This window comes from Shewanella sp. WXL01 (genome assembly GCF_012263345.1).
In the GTDB taxonomy this organism is placed as follows: domain Bacteria; phylum Pseudomonadota; class Gammaproteobacteria; order Enterobacterales; family Shewanellaceae; genus Shewanella; species Shewanella maritima.
This window is the reverse complement of sequence record NZ_JAAIKQ010000002.1, coordinates 617,224-634,084: the sequence shown is the minus strand read 5'-3', so window position 1 is coordinate 634,084 and position 16,861 is coordinate 617,224. Positions and strand designations below refer to the sequence as shown.

At 43.4% G+C, this 16,861-nt stretch carries 15 protein-coding genes and 1 riboswitch; of the genes, 4 read left to right on the top strand and 11 right to left on the bottom strand.

What is annotated here, in order from left to right; all coding sequences use genetic code 11:
* The first annotated feature begins 326 nt into the window (after nt 1-326).
* Together ppk1 and G3R49_RS07845 are read left to right on the top strand one after the other, a co-directional pair.
* Nucleotides 327-2,459 carry a polyphosphate kinase 1 gene (gene ppk1 / locus G3R49_RS07850; protein WP_167869250.1) on the top strand — a complete coding sequence of 711 codons (2,133 nt, stop codon included), beginning with the start codon at nt 327-329 and terminating at the stop codon, nt 2,457-2,459.
* 14 nt (nt 2,460-2,473) lie between these two features.
* Nucleotides 2,474-3,955, top strand: a complete 1,482-nt coding sequence (locus tag G3R49_RS07845) for a Ppx/GppA phosphatase family protein (RefSeq protein ID WP_167869249.1) — start codon at nt 2,474-2,476, stop codon at nt 3,953-3,955.
* An 89-nt stretch (nt 3,956-4,044) separates the two neighbouring features.
* On the opposite strand, the gene G3R49_RS07840 is transcribed toward G3R49_RS07845, so the two are convergent.
* Complete coding sequence (locus G3R49_RS07840; protein ID WP_167869248.1) at nt 4,045-5,022, bottom strand: rhodanese-related sulfurtransferase; 978 nt, start codon at nt 5,020-5,022, stop codon at nt 4,045-4,047.
* A gap of 168 nt (nt 5,023-5,190) precedes the next feature.
* Between G3R49_RS07840 and G3R49_RS07835 the strand changes: the two genes are divergently transcribed.
* Nucleotides 5,191-5,922 carry a glutathione S-transferase gene (locus tag G3R49_RS07835; protein ID WP_167869247.1) on the top strand — a complete coding sequence of 244 codons (732 nt, stop codon included), beginning with the start codon at nt 5,191-5,193 and terminating at the stop codon, nt 5,920-5,922.
* A 168-nt stretch (nt 5,923-6,090) separates the two neighbouring features.
* Here G3R49_RS07835 and G3R49_RS07830 read toward each other — a convergent pair whose 3' ends face one another.
* On the bottom strand, nt 6,091-6,549 hold the full coding sequence (locus tag G3R49_RS07830) for a hypothetical protein (protein WP_167869246.1): 459 nt from the start codon (nt 6,547-6,549) through the stop codon (nt 6,091-6,093).
* 225 nt (nt 6,550-6,774) lie between these two features.
* Here G3R49_RS07830 and G3R49_RS07825 point away from each other — a divergent pair, with 225 nt between their 5' ends.
* Nucleotides 6,775-7,932 (top strand): iron-containing alcohol dehydrogenase, encoded by a 1,158-nt coding sequence (locus tag G3R49_RS07825; RefSeq protein ID WP_167869245.1) that lies wholly within the window; start codon nt 6,775-6,777, stop codon nt 7,930-7,932.
* A gap of 836 nt (nt 7,933-8,768) precedes the next feature.
* On the opposite strand, the gene G3R49_RS07820 is transcribed toward G3R49_RS07825, so the two are convergent.
* From G3R49_RS07820 to hinT, 9 genes are all read right to left on the bottom strand, one after another.
* A complete protein-coding gene (locus G3R49_RS07820) occupies nt 8,769-9,317 on the bottom strand; it encodes an NAD(P)H nitroreductase (protein ID WP_167869244.1) in 549 nt (182 codons plus the stop codon).
* Nucleotides 9,318-9,535: 218 nt separating this feature from the next.
* Nucleotides 9,536-10,138 (bottom strand): DoxX family protein, encoded by a 603-nt coding sequence (locus G3R49_RS07815; protein WP_167869243.1) that lies wholly within the window; start codon nt 10,136-10,138, stop codon nt 9,536-9,538.
* Between the two features lie 138 nt (nt 10,139-10,276).
* Nucleotides 10,277-11,392, bottom strand: a complete 1,116-nt coding sequence (locus tag G3R49_RS07810; protein WP_167869242.1) for a phosphotransferase — start codon at nt 11,390-11,392, stop codon at nt 10,277-10,279.
* A gap of 11 nt (nt 11,393-11,403) precedes the next feature.
* Nucleotides 11,404-12,069, bottom strand: a complete 666-nt coding sequence (gene pnuC, locus G3R49_RS07805; RefSeq protein ID WP_167869241.1) for a nicotinamide riboside transporter PnuC — start codon at nt 12,067-12,069, stop codon at nt 11,404-11,406.
* A gap of 39 nt (nt 12,070-12,108) precedes the next feature.
* Nucleotides 12,109-12,369 (bottom strand): YkoF family thiamine/hydroxymethylpyrimidine-binding protein, encoded by a 261-nt coding sequence (locus G3R49_RS07800; RefSeq protein WP_130603163.1) that lies wholly within the window; start codon nt 12,367-12,369, stop codon nt 12,109-12,111.
* Nucleotides 12,370-12,451: 82 nt separating this feature from the next.
* Nucleotides 12,452-14,590, bottom strand: a complete 2,139-nt coding sequence (locus tag G3R49_RS07795; protein ID WP_130597503.1) for a TonB-dependent receptor — start codon at nt 14,588-14,590, stop codon at nt 12,452-12,454.
* Between the two features lie 53 nt (nt 14,591-14,643).
* A riboswitch (TPP riboswitch) is annotated at nt 14,644-14,777 on the bottom strand.
* Nucleotides 14,778-15,033: 256 nt separating this feature from the next.
* On the bottom strand, nt 15,034-15,441 hold the full coding sequence (locus G3R49_RS07790; RefSeq protein WP_130597504.1) for a YcfL family protein: 408 nt from the start codon (nt 15,439-15,441) through the stop codon (nt 15,034-15,036).
* A gap of 8 nt (nt 15,442-15,449) precedes the next feature.
* Nucleotides 15,450-16,463 (bottom strand): PaaI family thioesterase, encoded by a 1,014-nt coding sequence (locus G3R49_RS07785; protein WP_167869240.1) that lies wholly within the window; start codon nt 16,461-16,463, stop codon nt 15,450-15,452.
* On the bottom strand, nt 16,456-16,809 hold the full coding sequence (hinT, locus tag G3R49_RS07780) for a purine nucleoside phosphoramidase (protein ID WP_130597506.1): 354 nt from the start codon (nt 16,807-16,809) through the stop codon (nt 16,456-16,458). Before hinT ends, G3R49_RS07785 begins: the two co-directional genes overlap by 8 nt.
* Between the last annotated feature and the right edge of the window lie 52 nt (nt 16,810-16,861).

The following is a 16,861-nucleotide window of genomic DNA, read 5'->3' as shown; positions in this document are numbered from 1 at the left end:
CGGTGAATTACAACTAAAGCACAAACACGTCCATTCACACTAACAGTCGATAAAAGCAGCGTTTGTCGTGATAACTAAATGAAAAACGAATTTAGCGAGAATAAAACACTGGTTTTAGCTCAATAGCAGCGAAGTGACAACGCTCACAAACCCGACTTAATACCGAGTTGCAAAGGCTAATTTAATAAATCTGTCATATACTAAATTTACAATAGAAAGGATGTTGCCACTGCTGATAAACACTTTAGAAACAGCAGCTTACCTTTATTTTCAAGCTCTACCTTTCCAACTATTCCTTATTGTTATTGGTGTATATGGAGTACCTAATGGCCGATGCGCAAACTCAGCTTTTCATTGAAAAAGAACTCTCTTGGCTTTCATTTAACGAACGAGTTCTGCAAGAAGCTTTCGACAAAGCGGTGCCTCTAATTGAACGTGTGCGCTTTTTAGGAATTTTTTCTAGCAACATGGATGAGTTTTTTCAGGTGAGAGTCGCTGCAGTTAGGCGCTCTATCCTTCTAACGGGCTTTGGCCGCAAACAGCAAAAGTGTTTGCAACTGATGAACAGCATTCAGCAAAAGGTCTTAAAGCTTCAAGAAAAGTTCGATCTTATCTATCAAGAGCTAATGAAAGAGCTCGCCCGCTGCAATATATTTTTAATTAACGAGTCGCAGCTAAGTGAATTCCACAGTGCCTGGTTAAGAAAATACTTTAACAATCAGCTAAAGCGTCACATTGCACCACATATTATTACTGATGAAAGCGATTTAGTGCAGCACCTCGTTGATGGCACCACCTATCTCGTCGCTAGTTTAAAAAAAGCCAACAAAGAAGAGTATGCTCTGGTTGAAGTTCCCAATAAAAGCGTGCCGAGATTCCTTGAGCTTCCATCTGAAAAAGGCACAAAGATTAAACACTTAATCTTGCTCGACAATATCATTCGTCACTGTATTGACGACCTGTTCACACCATTTTTTGATTATGACAGCATCGAAGTCTTCTCAATGAAAATGACCCGAGACGCCGAGTATGATGTGAGTAACGAGCTAGAGAAGACGACTCTTGAGCAAATGACCATGGGGATTAAAAAGCGTCTTAACGCTCAGCCTGTGCGCCTAGTATACGACCGCAATATGCCGCAGCACATGCTCAATATGCTCAAAGCACACCTAAATATCAGTTCAACCGAAACTGAGTGCCTTATTCCAGGTGGTCGCTACCATAGCTTTCGTGATTTTATGGACTTCCCAAATCCGGGACGCAAAAAACTGATTAACGAAAAGCTTCATGCCATCGACTCACAACAGTTTCTTGCTTTTGACAACAGCTTCGAAGCCATTAGGCATAAAGACATTATGCTTAATTACCCATACCACAAGTTCTCACATTTTACCGAGCTAGTAAGACAAGCAGCTTATGATCCAGCTGTTAGCGCCATTCGCATCAACCTGTATCGTGTCGCGAAAAAGAGTCATATAATGCAGTCGTTAATTGACGGGGTTAAAAATGGTAAACGTGTCACCGCAGTAATTGAGCTACGTGCGCGCTTCGATGAAGAGTCGAACATTAACTGGACCCGCCGTCTCGCAGAAGCTGGCGTCAATGTTCACCATGGTATACCAAGCCTAAAAATTCATTCCAAACTGTGCCTGATCACCCGTAAAGAACACGGCAAAAACCAGTATTACTGTCATGTCGGTTCGGGCAACTTCAACGAAGGTACTGCGCGTTTTTACACCGACTTTTCATTATTCACCGCCAACCAAGAGATCGCCAAAGAGGTTAAGCAGGTGTTTGATTTAATTGAGCACCCTTATCGAAAAGACGATTTTAAACACCTAATTGTCTCGCCATACAACTCACGAGGTAAATTGCTGTCGCTCATCGATAATGAAATCACGCTAGCGAAACAAAAACGTAAAGCGCATATTCAGCTCAAACTTAATAACCTTGTTGATAAACAGCTTATCGATAAACTGTATGAGGCCTCTCAAGCCGGCGTACAAATCCAACTGCTTATTCGAGGTATGTGCAGTCTGGTGCCACAAATTCCTGGTATTAGTGACAACATCAAGGTAGTGAGCATTATCGACCGTTACCTTGAGCACTCTCGGGTAATGTACTTCCATGCCAACGGTGAGCAAAAGCTATTTATCGGTTCAGCAGACTGGATGTCACGTAATATCGATGAGCGGGTTGAAGTATTCACGCCAGTTTATGACGAGCAATTAAAAACCATGATCTGCGACATCATCGACTTGCAATTTAGAGACAACACCAAGGCGCGGGTCATCAATTTACAACAAGATAATCGTTATCAACCGCGGGGAAACAAGCGAAAGTTACGTAGCCAAATTGCGATTCATGACTATCTGTTAAACCATGAAAAACGGGTAAAAAAGCAACTTGAGATAAAATCCGATACAATCGATGTACCTACACAGCCACGTGAAGCTTAGGGTAAATTAACCGGATGTCAGATACCTCACAACATTTTGTCGCTATCGATATGGGCTCAAACAGCTTTCATTTAGTGATCGCGCGCGAGCAAGACGGTCTTTTGCAAATTTTGCACAAAGAAAAGCGTCAGGTTCAACTTGCTAAGTTTTTAGATAGCCAAAGCTTACTGGCTGAAGAGGCTATCAAAAATGGAGTGCAATGCCTAAAGGAGTTCAGCCAACGCTTTTCTGAGCTTGCAAAAACACGGGTAAAATTAGTTGCCACTCATACCCTTAGGGAGGCTAAAAATCGCCAAGTATTTATTAAGGCCGCCCGTAAAGCATTGGATTACCCAATTGATGTCGTATCTGGGCACGAAGAAGCGCGACTTATTTACAACGGCATTGCCCACAGTCAGGTACTACAGAGCAGTAATATCGTGATTGATATTGGTGGCGGTTCAACTGAAGTCATTTTAGGAAGCGAGCAAAAAGCAACCCACCTTGCCAGCTTAAAATGTGGCTGTGTCAGCTACAACAAACGCTTTTTTACTACTGGTGCAATCACCAAGGAAGCATTTAAACAAGCGGTTAAAGCAGCGGACAAACAATTTTCCAACTTAGGGCCTGTGTACTTTAATCAAGACTGGTCTTTGGTTTTAGGCAGCTCTGGCACAGCTAAAGCGATTAGCAGTGCCATCAATGATATCGTTGACAACCCTGACGGTATTACCTACCACAACCTTAAAGCACTCAAAGCTTACCTAATCGAATGCGGCCATATTAATACCCTAAACCTGCCCTCTTTGGATGACAAACGCCTGCCATTAATCGCGGCAGGCCTGGCCATTATGATTGGCTTTTTTCGTCGTTTGAATATTCAACAGCTACAAGTCGCAAAAGGTGCACTGCGCGAAGGCGTATTGTATGAACTGGCTAGAATTGAACACCAAGATGATATTCGCCAGCGAACGATCACCAGTTTCTCTCAGCTTTACCACACAGATACCGCTCAGGCTCGCCAGGTGCAAGACACAGCTCTGGCGCTATTTGAACAAATCTGTGACAAGTGGCAACTTAGTGATTATCACTGGATGTTAAGTGGTGCTTGTCAATTGCATGAGATAGGTATTTCAATTAATTCAAAGTCTCATCACAAGCATGGCCGTTACATTCTTGATAACGCCGATCTCCCTGGCTTTAACCAGCAGCAACAACAAATGTTAGCTTTGCTCGTTGGGTGTCATCGTAAAAAAATAGACTATCCAGCCTTAATCTTTGGTGATAATCAGCAGCGATTAATATTTACCCGCTTGCTGACCATACTGCGCCTTGCTGTACTGTTGAACCTTGGTCGTTCACCCGACAAAGACTATGCAGTAAAACTCAATGCATCTGCCAATGAGCTGAGTTTCAAATTTACCAAAGAGCATAACAAGCAAGACCAGTTGCTAATGCAAGACTTAATGAGCGAACAGCAAAAATTAGCGCCACTTGGCGTCCACTTACTGCTATAAGTACCTACTGCTATAAGCACTTGCTTCTATAAACGTTTGGTACAAAAACGGCGCAGCCTTAATTGGGTGCGCCGTTATTAATTTTCTGGCTACTTTTCAGCTTGAGCTTGTTTCTGCTCAGCTTTTTGCTGACGTCTATTCTTGATAACCTGACCCACATCACTACCAATATGGCTCTCACCGCGGGCTTTTGCTAGCTGCACCTGTCGCTCGCGCTCCATAAAGCGCTGACGCTGCTTATCCGATAGTTTGTCGATACAGTGCGGGCAACTTACCCCTTGTACATAATGCTCTGATTGCTTGTCTTGTTCAGTAATTGGTAAACGGCACGCATTACATTGATCGTATTGACCCTTTTCTAACTGATGATTTACTGCCACTCGATTATCAAATACAAAACACTCTCCCTGCCACATGCTTTGTTCAGGCTCGACTTCTTCAAGATACTTTAAAATGCCACCTTCTAAGTGATACACCTCATCAAAGCCCTGCTCCTTCATATAAGCTGTTGATTTTTCGCAGCGAATGCCACCAGTGCAGAACATGGCGACTTTTTTATGTTTAGCTGGATCTAGGTTTTGTTTCACATAGTCTGGAAACTCACGGAAGGTTTCGGTGTTTGGGTTAACCGCGTTCTCAAAGGTACCAATTTCGACTTCATAATCGTTGCGAGTATCGACAAGCAGTACATCAGGATCAGAAATAAGCTTGTTCCAATCTTTTGGCTTTACGTAGGTGCCAACCACTTTACGAGGATCGATACCCTCTACGCCCATGGTCACAATTTCTTTTTTAAGTTTTACTTTAGTGCGGTAAAACGGCATTTCATCATCGAATGACAGTTTGTAAACAATGTCTTTTAGCCCTTGCTGCGCATCTAACCAGGCAAGTAAGCCATCAATTGCTTGCTGCGTGCCCGCAACCGTACCATTAATGCCCTCTTGCGCCAGCAGCAAAGTGCCCTTAACATCCAGCGCTTGCATTGTTGACAGCAAAGGCTGCTGCAAAGATTGATACTCAGGTAATTCGACAAACTTATATAACGCGCAAACAACAACTTGTGACATGATTTTCTCCGCTCGCTGAGGCTTAATCCCCAGTGCAAAACAACTAAATGTGACTAATTCTACAAAACTAACGCTTTAAAAATTGATCTAGATCAATTTTGCGCGCAGAATTCTAACCGAATCTAGTTCACATAGCTATCAAACGATTAACAATCAGTAGTATCAAATATGTCACCACACACATCACAAGCTGTTTTATATACCTTTAGACGCTGCCCTTACGCCATGCGTGGACGCATTGGCCTGCATTTATCATCACTTAACCCGCAAATTAGAGAGATTATTCTTAAGCACAAACCGCAAGAAATGCTCGCCATTTCGCCTAAAGGCACAGTACCGGTACTTTGTTTAGATGAAGCTCAAGCCAAAGCTGCATTAAGTGAGCGCGGTGAGTCAGCACTGATTATTGATGAGAGTTTAGATATTTTTACCTTTGCACTCACTAAGCACCCAAGCACAGTACAAAGCTATTTAGATAAAGATGATTACCAGTTATTGCTGCAAAGCCTAAATTGGGATGAGGCTAAAGCGCTAATAAGCCAAAATGATGGTGAGTTTAAGCAAAATCTTGATAGATACAAATACGCCGATCGCTACCCTGAGTTTACTGAGCAAGACTACCGTGACAGAGGGTGTGAGTTCATCGCCAAACTTGAACAAAGACTTGAAGTTAACACGCATCTATTTGCAAATAGCCCAACCTTTGCAGATTTTGCCATCTTCCCGTTTGTGCGCCAATTTGCGCATGTCGACAAAAAGTGGTTTGAGTCTGCGCCTTACCCCAAAGTCAGAAACTGGTTAACAACGCATCTTGAATCTAAGCTATTTGCCGATGTGATGCGCAAATATCCACTGTGGCTAGACGATAAAGATCATTTTATCGCTTTACAAAGCTCCTAGAGAACATTGCTCCTAGAAAAGATAGTTCATAGAGTCCCCTTTAACTGGGCAACTACATGATAGATAACGGTTGAATGGGGAAAATGCACTTTGATGGCGCAAAAGAACGTTAAGGCTTACTAGAAACTTAGTTGATGGCAACTTGTGCTGATGTTTAGTTGATAAAAGCTAAATACGCCCTAATTCCTTGCGCCACAGTGCTCGTCGCTGAATTTGATTAAGCTCCATGACCCCGCCATAAAAAGCACTAAAAAAACTTAGCGGGATCATAGCAAGATTTAGCGCATCTAATTCTATCTGCCCTAGCGCAGCCAAACTTAACGTAAGTACAGCATGACTGACTAATGCAGCAATAGCCGGGATCAACGCCAGCTTTCGCTCAAACACCTTGCCAAATTGCGCCGACAAATGGCCGATAAACCAGGCGCTAATAAAAAATAGCCAAACAAACTTCAGACCAGCACTGACAATCAACATAAACACTATCATCAACAACAGCGCAGCAGTAATACTTGCCATTGCTGCCTTTTGCGCAGACTGCTGACTAACCAGATGCTCATAAGCCATCTTAGCTTGCTGATCTAAATACTTTTCTTGTGCTTTAAGGTCTTTCTTTGCTCTTGGCATAACTTGGCTAATTTATATTTATAACTTACGGATTTGTATATGACCCTAACAGCTGCTGAGCACGTATAAAAGCTATCGTTTAGATTTAGCGACATTTTCAATCAAGTTACAGCACTTAGTGCTGATTAAAATTTCAGTGAACAAATTGAAAAACGCCAAACCAAGCCATATACATAACTTATACACACAAAAACGCTAACCCTTAGCGGTAATTAGGACAATGTCATGCTTAATTTCTCATTCCACAACACCACTAAAATTCATTTTGGTGAAGGCCAGATCAGTGCGATTAGCAAAGAAATCCCAAAAGATGCACGGGTGCTTATGGTTTACGGCGGCGGCTCAATCAAGAGCAACGGCGTATATGATCAAGTGGTTGAAGCGTTAACAAACCACACCTGGTTTGAATTTTCCGGCATCGAGCCAAATCCAAACTATGACACTCTGATGAAAGCACAGGCGATTATTGAAACTGAAAACATTGATTACTTGCTTGCAGTAGGTGGTGGCTCAGTCGTTGATGGTGTGAAGTTTATCTCTGCGGCCGCTAAATTTAAAGGCGAAGACCCATGGGATATCGTTGCTAAAGGTGCACCAGTGAAAGCCGCCATCCCAATTGGCGCAGTGTTGACCCTGCCAGCTACTGGCTCAGAATCAAACAATGGCTCAGTAGTGACCCGTGATGGTAATAAACTACCATTTGGTAGCCCACTGGTACGCCCACAGTTTGCTGTACTTGATCCAAAAGTCACTTTGTCGTTATCAGAGCGCCAGGTGGCAAACGGTGTAGTAGATGCATTCGTGCACATTATGGAGCAATACCTCACGTACGATGTTAACGGTAAAGTACAAGATAGATTCAGTGAAGGTCTACTGCTGACATTAATTGAAGAAGGCCCGAAAGCATTGGCGAGCGAAACTAAAGATGACTTAGAAGTGCGCGCTAATATTATGTGGTCAGCGACGATGGCACTAAATGGGTTAATCGGCGCAGGTGTACCGCAAGATTGGGCAACTCACATGATTGGTCACGAGTTAACCGCAAGCCATGGTATTGACCATGCACGTACGCTTTCTATCGTATTACCTGCAGTGATGAAAGTTCGCCGCGAGCAAAAACGTGGCAAGCTAGTGCAATATGCTGAACGTGTATGGAACATCACAGAAGGCAGTGACGATTTGAAAATTGATGCTGCCATCGCCGCAACCGAAAACTTCTTCAAGCAAATGCAAGTACCGACGCGTATTTCAGATGAGGGAATTGAGAAAAGCTATATCGATACCTGGGTTAATGCACTTGAAACTCACGGCATGACCAAGCTTGGCGAGCGCGGAGAAGTGACGCTAGAAGTAAGTAAGCAAATCCTTGAAACAGCTTACTAGCCACAAAAGCAATCGATAGTAAACAGAGCCGCTAATACCAAGTGCCAGTGACAATCCATCACTGGCACTTTTTACATCCACTACAATAATCAAGCCCAGCATTTCAAACTATCCGTCAACTAGCCCGTCTGCAGCAAAATAACCATTACAACAACTTAAATTTACGTTCTCATCACAAACAGCTGAAATTTAAGTTAATTTACGCTTTTAGCACTATTTATAACTTAACTCATATGCTCCAATAGGCTTAATACTTTTAACTTGTAGATTAACGAAGCAACCTCACCCATTTGGCGTATTTTCAATCGTGAGCGAGCAAGTTATCTATAAAGAGATACACTTATAAAAGCATAACGCGAAGATAAGTTGCCACAAAAGTGGCTACAAACCCTATATACAGTTAGACATGAATCGCGACAATAGCTGCCCACGTCAAGCAATGATTGCTTAGGAACCGACATGAATAATATGGACATTATGTTACTCGTATTGATAGCACTGCTTATCATACTGCACATACACTTTTGCTACCGCGCGCTCACCTCGCACGCTAAAATTGATGCCTATAAACGCTATATTTGGGGCGTTCTCAGCCTGTTCATGGGTCCACTAGGGTACTATCTATACCAAAATCAATTGCCATTGGATTTTGATGACTGATTTAGGCAGCTGGCTTTAATAACAAGTTCCAGTTACTGAAGTGGATAATGTTGAGGATAATGAAGTAGTACCTGCTGGCGTTGCTGTTTTAGTTGCTAGAGGCAAAAATTGTTCACCTATATCAAAAGGCTTAACCCTGGGGGTAAGCCTTTTTTGCTTTACATCACTTTCGTCCGTTACAAATGACGCACAAACTCCCGACCTGATTTCTGTGGCTTGATATTTGCGCTGGTGACAGGCGTGCCGATATACAAAAAGCCAATGACTTGATCGGTGTCAGCAATACCCAAACCTTTGTTAACACTTGGATTGAAAGCAAAATCACCAGTACGCCAAATGGCTCCTAATCCTAAGGCAAACGCAGCTTGTTGCATCGCAAGAGTGGCACAACCAGCCGCTAAATGCTGCTCAAGCTCAGGTACTTTCGGATGAGATTGAATTTTCGATACCACAGTGATCACCATTGGCGCGCGGTGAGGCATCTTGCTCGCCTTCTCAATAAAGGCTTGGTCAGCACCTTTATCGATTGCCGCTTGCGACAACACTGCACCTAGCTTATCTAGGCCTTCACCCTCGGCAATAATGAACTCCCATGGCGTTAATCCACAATGATCTGGCACCCGAATTGCCGCGTCTAAAATAAAATCTAATTGCTCTTGATTAGGGGCGGGAGCGGCAAGTCTTGGGGTAGATTGACGAGTTAATAGCAGTGTTTTTGCGTCCACGAATACATCCTTTTACTAAATAGCACCTTACCTTAAACCTTTGAATTTAGCGTACTAAGGTTGCAAGCTGAGCTATTTAAACTGTGCGATAAAAACTGTAAGTTGAAGCTATCATAACAAATATCCCACCAAACTGGTGGGATATTTAATTCAATAGAATGATTAGGTTAAATGACTAACCGCTAATTTAATTGCACCTAGCTAATCTACATTCCTATCTATTGAGCAGGCTTTAAATACTTGTTTGCAAGTAGATGATCTACGCTGGTGTAACGACCACCACCTGTCATCAGCAAGGCTAACAGCATTACAAAATAGGTTATCGCAAACTCAATACCATTGTTTAAAATCACAAAACTACCTGAGCTAGTTAGCCACTCGTAGTTACCGTGTTCTTGCAAAATCGACTTTGCCATTGCTAGTTTATCCCCTGCAGCAAGCACACTTTCATTCGCGAGCCACGAGCTGCTATCCGCTATCGCTAACCAACCGTTTTCCCAATGCACCGCAAATGCAGCCACCAACATGGTAAACATCATAGGGATCGCCACTACACGTGTTGCTAATCCAATCAACAATAAAATACCGCCAAAAAACTCAGTCCCCGCCGCCAGCGCGACCATCACTTCAGGCATTGGTAAGCCTAAGCCCCAATCAGGGTTACCAAACCAGGCAGCAGTATCTTCAAATGCGCTCAGTTTGGTGTAACCTGCTTGCATCAATACTGGCGCTAAATAAATTCGCAGCGCCAGCGGTGCTAGTCCATCAAAGTGACGCAGTTTATTGAGTATTGATTGGTATAAGTTCGCAAGTGCTTGCATGGTTTATCCTTAAAGTAAATTCAACGCGACACTTTGCTCAGCAAAGCGCTATAGGTCTGTTATTTACATCAGACCTAACCACAAGGTTTTTTATTACAAAACTTTTGTTTCAATTGAGTGCTTTAAGAGTAGTTCAAGTTAGCGCATAGCAATTAAAGTTAAGTATTGCTTAGCATAATCAAGGTATGTAAGGCTCTTATCGCTTTGGATTTTGTCACGATGGATTTCATCAAGATGGATTTCATAAAGAGTCATATCAAACATCAATAACGCCCACATGACTGCAAATAGCCAAAATAGATTTACTGCGCTTTCAATGGCACTGGCAGCATCATTTGTAAGATGTGATTGTGCGATTGAAGATGACAGATAATCGCTAATTAACTGCTGAGTAGCATAAGCATCTATATCATGAGTAGCAATCACAGAGGCAAGGTCAAACAAAGGATGACTGGCAATAGCATATTCAAAATCAATGCATTGCAGTCGCGGCTGACCACAAACTGTGGTGTTAGGTAAAATGTTGTAAGGGTTTAAATCTCGGTGGCAATAACACGGTTTAATCAAGCTGGCATCCATTTGCGCGAGCCAGCCCTCAACCCGCGGCTGCATTTCTTTGAGTTGCTTAAATAGCGCTAGCCACTCAGTTGCTGATTTTGCCGCGTCATCAGATTGAGATGCAGCCTCTAACCGAGCTTTTCTCGCCAAAAGCCTCTGCCAATAGTTTTGATATTGCTCTGATGTGGAAATGGCCTTACTTGGCACAGGCAGACTATGAAGCTCAGTTAACATGCTCGCGAGTAACACCGCGGTGAAACTCTTCTGCTCGCGTTCATCGGGTACAAACGTAGAAAAAATTTGCCTACAGCCACGCTCTGCATACAGGCTAGACCAATCGTTGATTGTATCTTCATCTAGATTTGAAGCTTGTTGCGGCGCGATAAACTCGCTTAAATAAGTTTGATAGTCGGCAGCATGCCATAATAGCTTTGGCGCCAATTCTTGCGCATAGGCAAACTGCCAGGTCTCAACTTCAAGCGCCCTATCACACCACTCACTAGTCTGACGGTTAATGCGCAGCACCTTATCGCCACCGATACAGTGCAAGCGAAAATTGTCATTGCTCAACCCGTGGGACAAAGCTGACACCTGCTGACAGCTTTGTTCAAGTGATTCAAATAACGCAGCGGGCATGGTTTGCACACACTTAAGCTGAGCGTGAGTAAGGTAAGGCTTAATAAGTTCAATGAACACTTAGCTCGCGCCTACGTTGTTGCTAAATTTGGGTTAATTGCGGTTTGAGCCAAGTAGCGTTTGCGCCACATAAAGTATCCGGCAATCGCCATAAACACATAACCGACAAATAATACTGTGGTTAGCATCAACCCTTTTTGGAAGTATAAATAAATACTGACTAGGTCGATGACTACCCAATAAATCCAGTTTTCCAGCACTTTTTTAGCCACTAGGTAAGTTGTCATCACCGCAAAGCAGGTTGTGGCAGCATCTAAATAAGCAAATGAAGCCTGGGTATAGGTTGCCATCAAATAACCTAGCAGCAAAGAAACAGCTCCAGTAATGGCAATAACTACCCCATGTTTGGCTAAAGACCAGGATTCGATCAAAGAGCCATCTTGCTTGTTGTCCGTGCTCGGCGTGCTATCAGCCTCCGTCTTCGGTTTTTGCGTCCAAAGCCAATAACCATAAACAGCCATCGCCATATAGTAAACGTTAAGCACAGACTCCATTAGCAAGGATACTTGCCAAAATAATACGGTATAAATCGCCGTGCTGATGAAGGCCGCGTGCCAACACCACTTGCTGGTTTTCATTGCTAACGCCAGATAGGCAACCGCTAAAATCACCGCAATCAATTCCCACACGGTCATCACGCTGATTTCATTCGCAGCTTGTAATAAAGTATCTACCATCTCTTTTTCTTATTATTCGTTCATGGAATTGATGAGCATTTACTCGCTGTGACTTAGGTTTAATTCACCGCCAATAAACTTACATACAAATACTGCCTTGCCCCACTTTTCGTGCGCAGCTTGCATTTCAACATTGAGCATTTGCATCACATCATCATAATTGCCACAAACTTGTGTCGCCATCGCATTAGTTACACGCTGAATATTGTCGTATTTATCAAGGCGCGAGATAAACCATTTGATTGGATCAATATAGTTTTCATTAAACGGATACATGCTGATTTCAACGGTCAGTTTCATCATTCTCTCCAGGCTTTTTCCAAACAAATGCGGCGGTATTACACCGCCGCACTAAACACTAAGTGACTATTAAACCTATCGCTTACATAAACTTATAGTCAAAGGTTACGCCAATTTGGCGCGGGTCGGCATAACGGATGTATTGCTTATCAACCCAGCCTTGATCTGGCTCGTTACCGAAGAAGAAGCCACGCACGCCGTACTTCTCATCAGTTAGGTTACGACCCCAAACATAAGCAGACCAGGTATCGGTTTCATAGCCCATGCGCGCATTAAAGATAGTGTAAGCTTCAGACTTAGAATCATTGCTATCAGAGTAGTAGAAATCACTCTTGCCGCTAGCATTAAGGTTGGCAAACCAACCTGCGTCGCTAAAGTACGTCATACCTAAGCTGTAGGTGTACTTTGGTGAATGCGCCAGATCGCGACCAGATAAATCGACCTCAGAGCCGTATTTGTCTTTGTACTTATAGTCACCATAGGTTGCATTCAGTAAACCTAAGCTACCGTATACTTCGATGTTGTCGCTGGCATACCACTTAGCATCAACCTCAGCACCATAGTTGTTTGAACTACCAGCATTTTCAGTAAATAGAATGAAGCGCTGTTGGTTTTCAGGGTCTTGCAATGAAGCTGATACCTGCTGATCACGTCTATCCATATAGAACAACGCGATATTGGTATCCACATTGCCATCTAACCAGCTAGATTTTAAACCTAACTCATAGTTGTATAGGGTTTCAGCGGTGAACTCTTTTTTATCAGCCAGCTCAGGTGGCAAAGTCATGTTAAAGCCACCCGCTTTATAACCACGTGCGATACGTGCATAGGCGTTGTGATCAACATTAATTGCTTTCGATAGCGCGATATGACCGCCCCACATGTTCTCACTTGGATCAAAGTTATCGCCGTTGGTATCTTTATAATCACTTACGCGGCGCTCAATACGCAGACCTGTCGACAACAGGTAATCATTGCCTAACTGAGTATCAAACTGCATAAATGCTGCATAGTTAGTCGCATCGTATTCAGATACTAGGACTTCGTCTGGCCAGGTGTTGTACTCAGAATATAAGTCATTGTCTTCTTTAAGGTTCATTGCGTATAAACCCACTAACCAATCTGTGGTGCCGTTCCAAATACGACCAGATTCAGTTGAGGTAAAACGAAACTCTTGAGTGATAGTCTGACGATTAGCTTTCTTATCCCAGGTGTAATCGTATTGGCATGCTTCACCTTCGCAATCTTTACCGCCCCAGTAGTCAGGGTTAGCCCAGTCACCGTCGTACATGTGGCGATGGTCAGTCTTCGCGAATGACGTTAATGAGGTTAACTCAAAGCCCTCACCGCCAGAGTAAATAAACTTAAGACCAGCACCAGTGGTTTTTTGATTATCCACACCAGGTTGATCAGTTAAGGTGTTAAAGCCATTGTTATCAAGCGTCCACACGTCATAGCCATTGTCAAAGTTGGCGTGCATTAAGGTGAGATCAGCTTGAAGATCGTCTGTCATATACCAACGCAATTTTGCGCGTGCAGTTAACTCATCACGCTTGTTGGTGTCATCACGCCCTAAATATTCGTTGGTTCTAAAACCATTTTGGTCATGCTTTTCAAGCGCAACGCGGTATAGCACCTTGCCTGATTCAGTAATTGCGCCTGAGCTAAAGCCAGAAAAAGTACGTAGGTCATCATCACCTAAGCTCACTTTTGCGCCATGCTCTGCATGCTCGGTCGGGTCATTACTTTTAAGATAAATAAGACCAGCCAGTGCGTTAGCACCGTATTGGGTACCTTGTGGGCCGCGCAGTACTTCAACCTGCTGCATGTCGTACATGCTCGACACCATACCTAGACCAGATAGGTCAATATCATCAACCACATAGCCTACAGATGAATTTGGCGCGCCTTGATATTGCTCTTGCTCACCCACACCACGAATTTGGAAATAACGCGGGCGCGAGCTACCACCAGACCAGTTAAAGTTGGCAATAGAATTCAATACATCTTCAAAGTGCTGCGCACCTTCATCTTTAATCTGTTGCTCACCAATCACAGTCACGCTTGATGGCATGCGCTCAATGTTAATTTGGTTAAAGTCAGCATTAACCACTATCACTTCCATCGCTTCATCAGCAGGAGCGACTTCAATTTGATCAGCATTGGCATGGAAACTCGCAATAATGGCTAGTGCGAGAGAAGATTTCTTTTTAAACGACATGAGGACCTCAAATTCCGATTTTGAGATCCGGCAAGCATAGTAAGGTCTGTGCAGGTAGATTTTGCGGCCTATTCCTACGCCGGTATGAGCCGGATCAGGTTCTAAGGGTTTGTTAAAAAAACATCTCAGTTAGTGCTGCAATAAAAACGTGCGATAAACGCAGCAACTAACACCCCTTGGCGGCGTCGATTATACCCAAAGCCCTGTGGCTTTACACTCAAATTAAAACAATTTACTCACTTATAAGCATGAATTTTAACCAAGTTGACCTGCAGCACAGATTGAGTGATTTACCTATTACAAAAACCTTGAAAATTCCATTAAAAAAGCCAGCTAGTGTTAGCTGGCTTTATGGTCACGCTTGTTTGCAGGATTTCTCACACTCAAACTATTGGCTAAGAGAATTGAATAAGAGAATTGACCAAACGAATTAAGCAAGTGACTTAGTTTGAAAACGCTTTGCGCACATACACTTCAAAGCGAGTTGCATTAGCATTAGGCGCGACTGCGCTTACTTGCATTTGCTGCTTGCCGTGCAGTTTTAACGACTTCCAGCTTGTGGCTTCATCTTCAATGGTAAAACCGCTGGCATCGTACCAAGTAAACTTGTATTGCAAACGCAGGTCAGTAGCAACCTTGCTTGAAATGACCGCTGCGCCTTCCATAATATTTGAGGTCATTTTTGAGCGTAGATTACCAATGGCAACTTCACGGTTAAAAGTGGCGTTGTCAACGCGCACGTTGCCGTCAGAACTGGCCGATAAACCCGAGGTATGATTTGCACACCCGGCAAACATAACCGCTGAGCCAACTAAACCCAACGCAATCAAAGCCGATTTCAATAGTTTCATGGGAACTCCTATTCTAATAAAAAGTGTGCTCGCGCCGTGGCAATTAACTGCTTACGGTTAGACTGCCAACAATTAATGCTTACATTCGCCACGCGGCGGCCTTGACGAGTAATTTTACATTCGGCAAAGGTATCTTGGTGCAAACCAGCGCGGAGGTAATCAATCGAAAAGTCGACAATTTTAGGCACTTTCTTAGCCGTCATAAACACCATAAGCTGCACAATGGCCGACATTTCCATAAAGCCTGCAATCACCCCGCCGTGAATAGCTGGCAAGATTGGGTTGCCGATATTGTCAGCTTTAGCTGGCAACTTAAACACCATTTCATCGCCAAAGCGTTCTACCGAAATACCAATAAACTGCGAGTACGGTACTTTCTCTAACAGATAGGTGTAGTTATTGGTTTCAATGGCGCGTTTAACCACATCTTGAAACTCAATTCGCTGATTTTGTTCGGCAAACTCTTTGGCTCTATTTGATGCATCTAATGCCACTTGCTCACAGTTATCACCAATTAATGAATGACGAAACTCATCGCTGATCATCTCTGGGCTAATACGCATAAATGAGCCAACGGCGTGAGCAATTGGGGCATCAATACTGTCTTGATAAGCAATCGCGCGCGTAAACGCCACGCTTGACGTTAAACGATAACACTCAGCTAGCACAAACACCGACTTGTTTGGCTCAGCTGGGCGCATATAGTCGACACGTAAATCAAGCGTAGGTGAGATCTCAAGCGACTTATACTTATCTAAAATCGCACAAACCACAGCAGCGCCGCAGCCAGTATCGATTAAGGTTGTGATCACCCCGCCGTGAATAACGCCGGTATCTGGGTAGCCAATAATATCTTTGCTGTATGGCAGCTCAATCAACACGTGGTGAGCACTGCCCTCTTTTACATCAAACCCAAGACGGCGACATTGCGCCAGTTGATTAACAAAGCGCTTAGCGACATCGGTTAACTCAAAAAACTCTGGGCTAACAATTTGCTTGTTCGTAGTTGAAGGATTAGTCATGACCAAGCATACGTCCTAATGGCTTACCACCCACAAGGTGCATGTGAATATGGTAAACCTCTTGGCCACCATGCTTATTACAGTTCATGATCAAGCGGTAGCCGTCTTCGGCAATGCCAGCTTCGTCAGCAAGCTTTGCTGCTACAGTCATCATACGGCCTAAAGCCTTTTCATCTGATGCTTTTACATCGTTGGCGGTAGGAATAAGGTGATTTGGAATAATCAAAATATGCGTTGGCGCTTGAGGTGCAATGTCACGAAAGGCGGTGACTAACTCGTCTTGATAAAGAATATCGGCAGGAATTTCGCGGCGGATAATCTTACTAAATATGGTTTCTTCGGCCATTTTTGCTTCCTCTATACAGTCGCTGACTTAAAAAAGAATATTGGTTACGCCT

Bases quoted from the DNA above. Each gene is read 5' to 3' on its own strand.
- ppk1 (WP_167869250.1), top strand. From the start codon at position 327: ATGGCCGATGCGCAAACTCAGCTTTTCATTGAAAAAGAACTCTCTTGG.
- G3R49_RS07845 (WP_167869249.1), top strand. From the start codon at position 2,474: ATGTCAGATACCTCACAACATTTTGTCGCTATCGATATGGGCTCAAAC.
- G3R49_RS07840 (WP_167869248.1), bottom strand. From the start codon at position 5,022: ATGTCACAAGTTGTTGTTTGCGCGTTATATAAGTTTGTCGAATTACCT.
- G3R49_RS07835 (WP_167869247.1), top strand. From the start codon at position 5,191: ATGTCACCACACACATCACAAGCTGTTTTATATACCTTTAGACGCTGC.
- G3R49_RS07830 (WP_167869246.1), bottom strand. From the start codon at position 6,549: ATGCCAAGAGCAAAGAAAGACCTTAAAGCACAAGAAAAGTATTTAGAT.
- G3R49_RS07825 (WP_167869245.1), top strand. From the start codon at position 6,775: ATGCTTAATTTCTCATTCCACAACACCACTAAAATTCATTTTGGTGAA.
- G3R49_RS07815 (WP_167869243.1), bottom strand. From the start codon at position 10,138: ATGCAAGCACTTGCGAACTTATACCAATCAATACTCAATAAACTGCGT.
- pnuC (WP_167869241.1), bottom strand. From the start codon at position 12,069: ATGGTAGATACTTTATTACAAGCTGCGAATGAAATCAGCGTGATGACC.
- G3R49_RS07800 (WP_130603163.1), bottom strand. From the start codon at position 12,369: ATGAAACTGACCGTTGAAATCAGCATGTATCCGTTTAATGAAAACTAT.
- G3R49_RS07795 (WP_130597503.1), bottom strand. From the start codon at position 14,590: ATGTCGTTTAAAAAGAAATCTTCTCTCGCACTAGCCATTATTGCGAGT.
- G3R49_RS07790 (WP_130597504.1), bottom strand. From the start codon at position 15,441: ATGAAACTATTGAAATCGGCTTTGATTGCGTTGGGTTTAGTTGGCTCA.
- G3R49_RS07785 (WP_167869240.1), bottom strand. From the start codon at position 16,463: ATGACTAATCCTTCAACTACGAACAAGCAAATTGTTAGCCCAGAGTTT.
- hinT (WP_130597506.1), bottom strand. From the start codon at position 16,809: ATGGCCGAAGAAACCATATTTAGTAAGATTATCCGCCGCGAAATTCCT.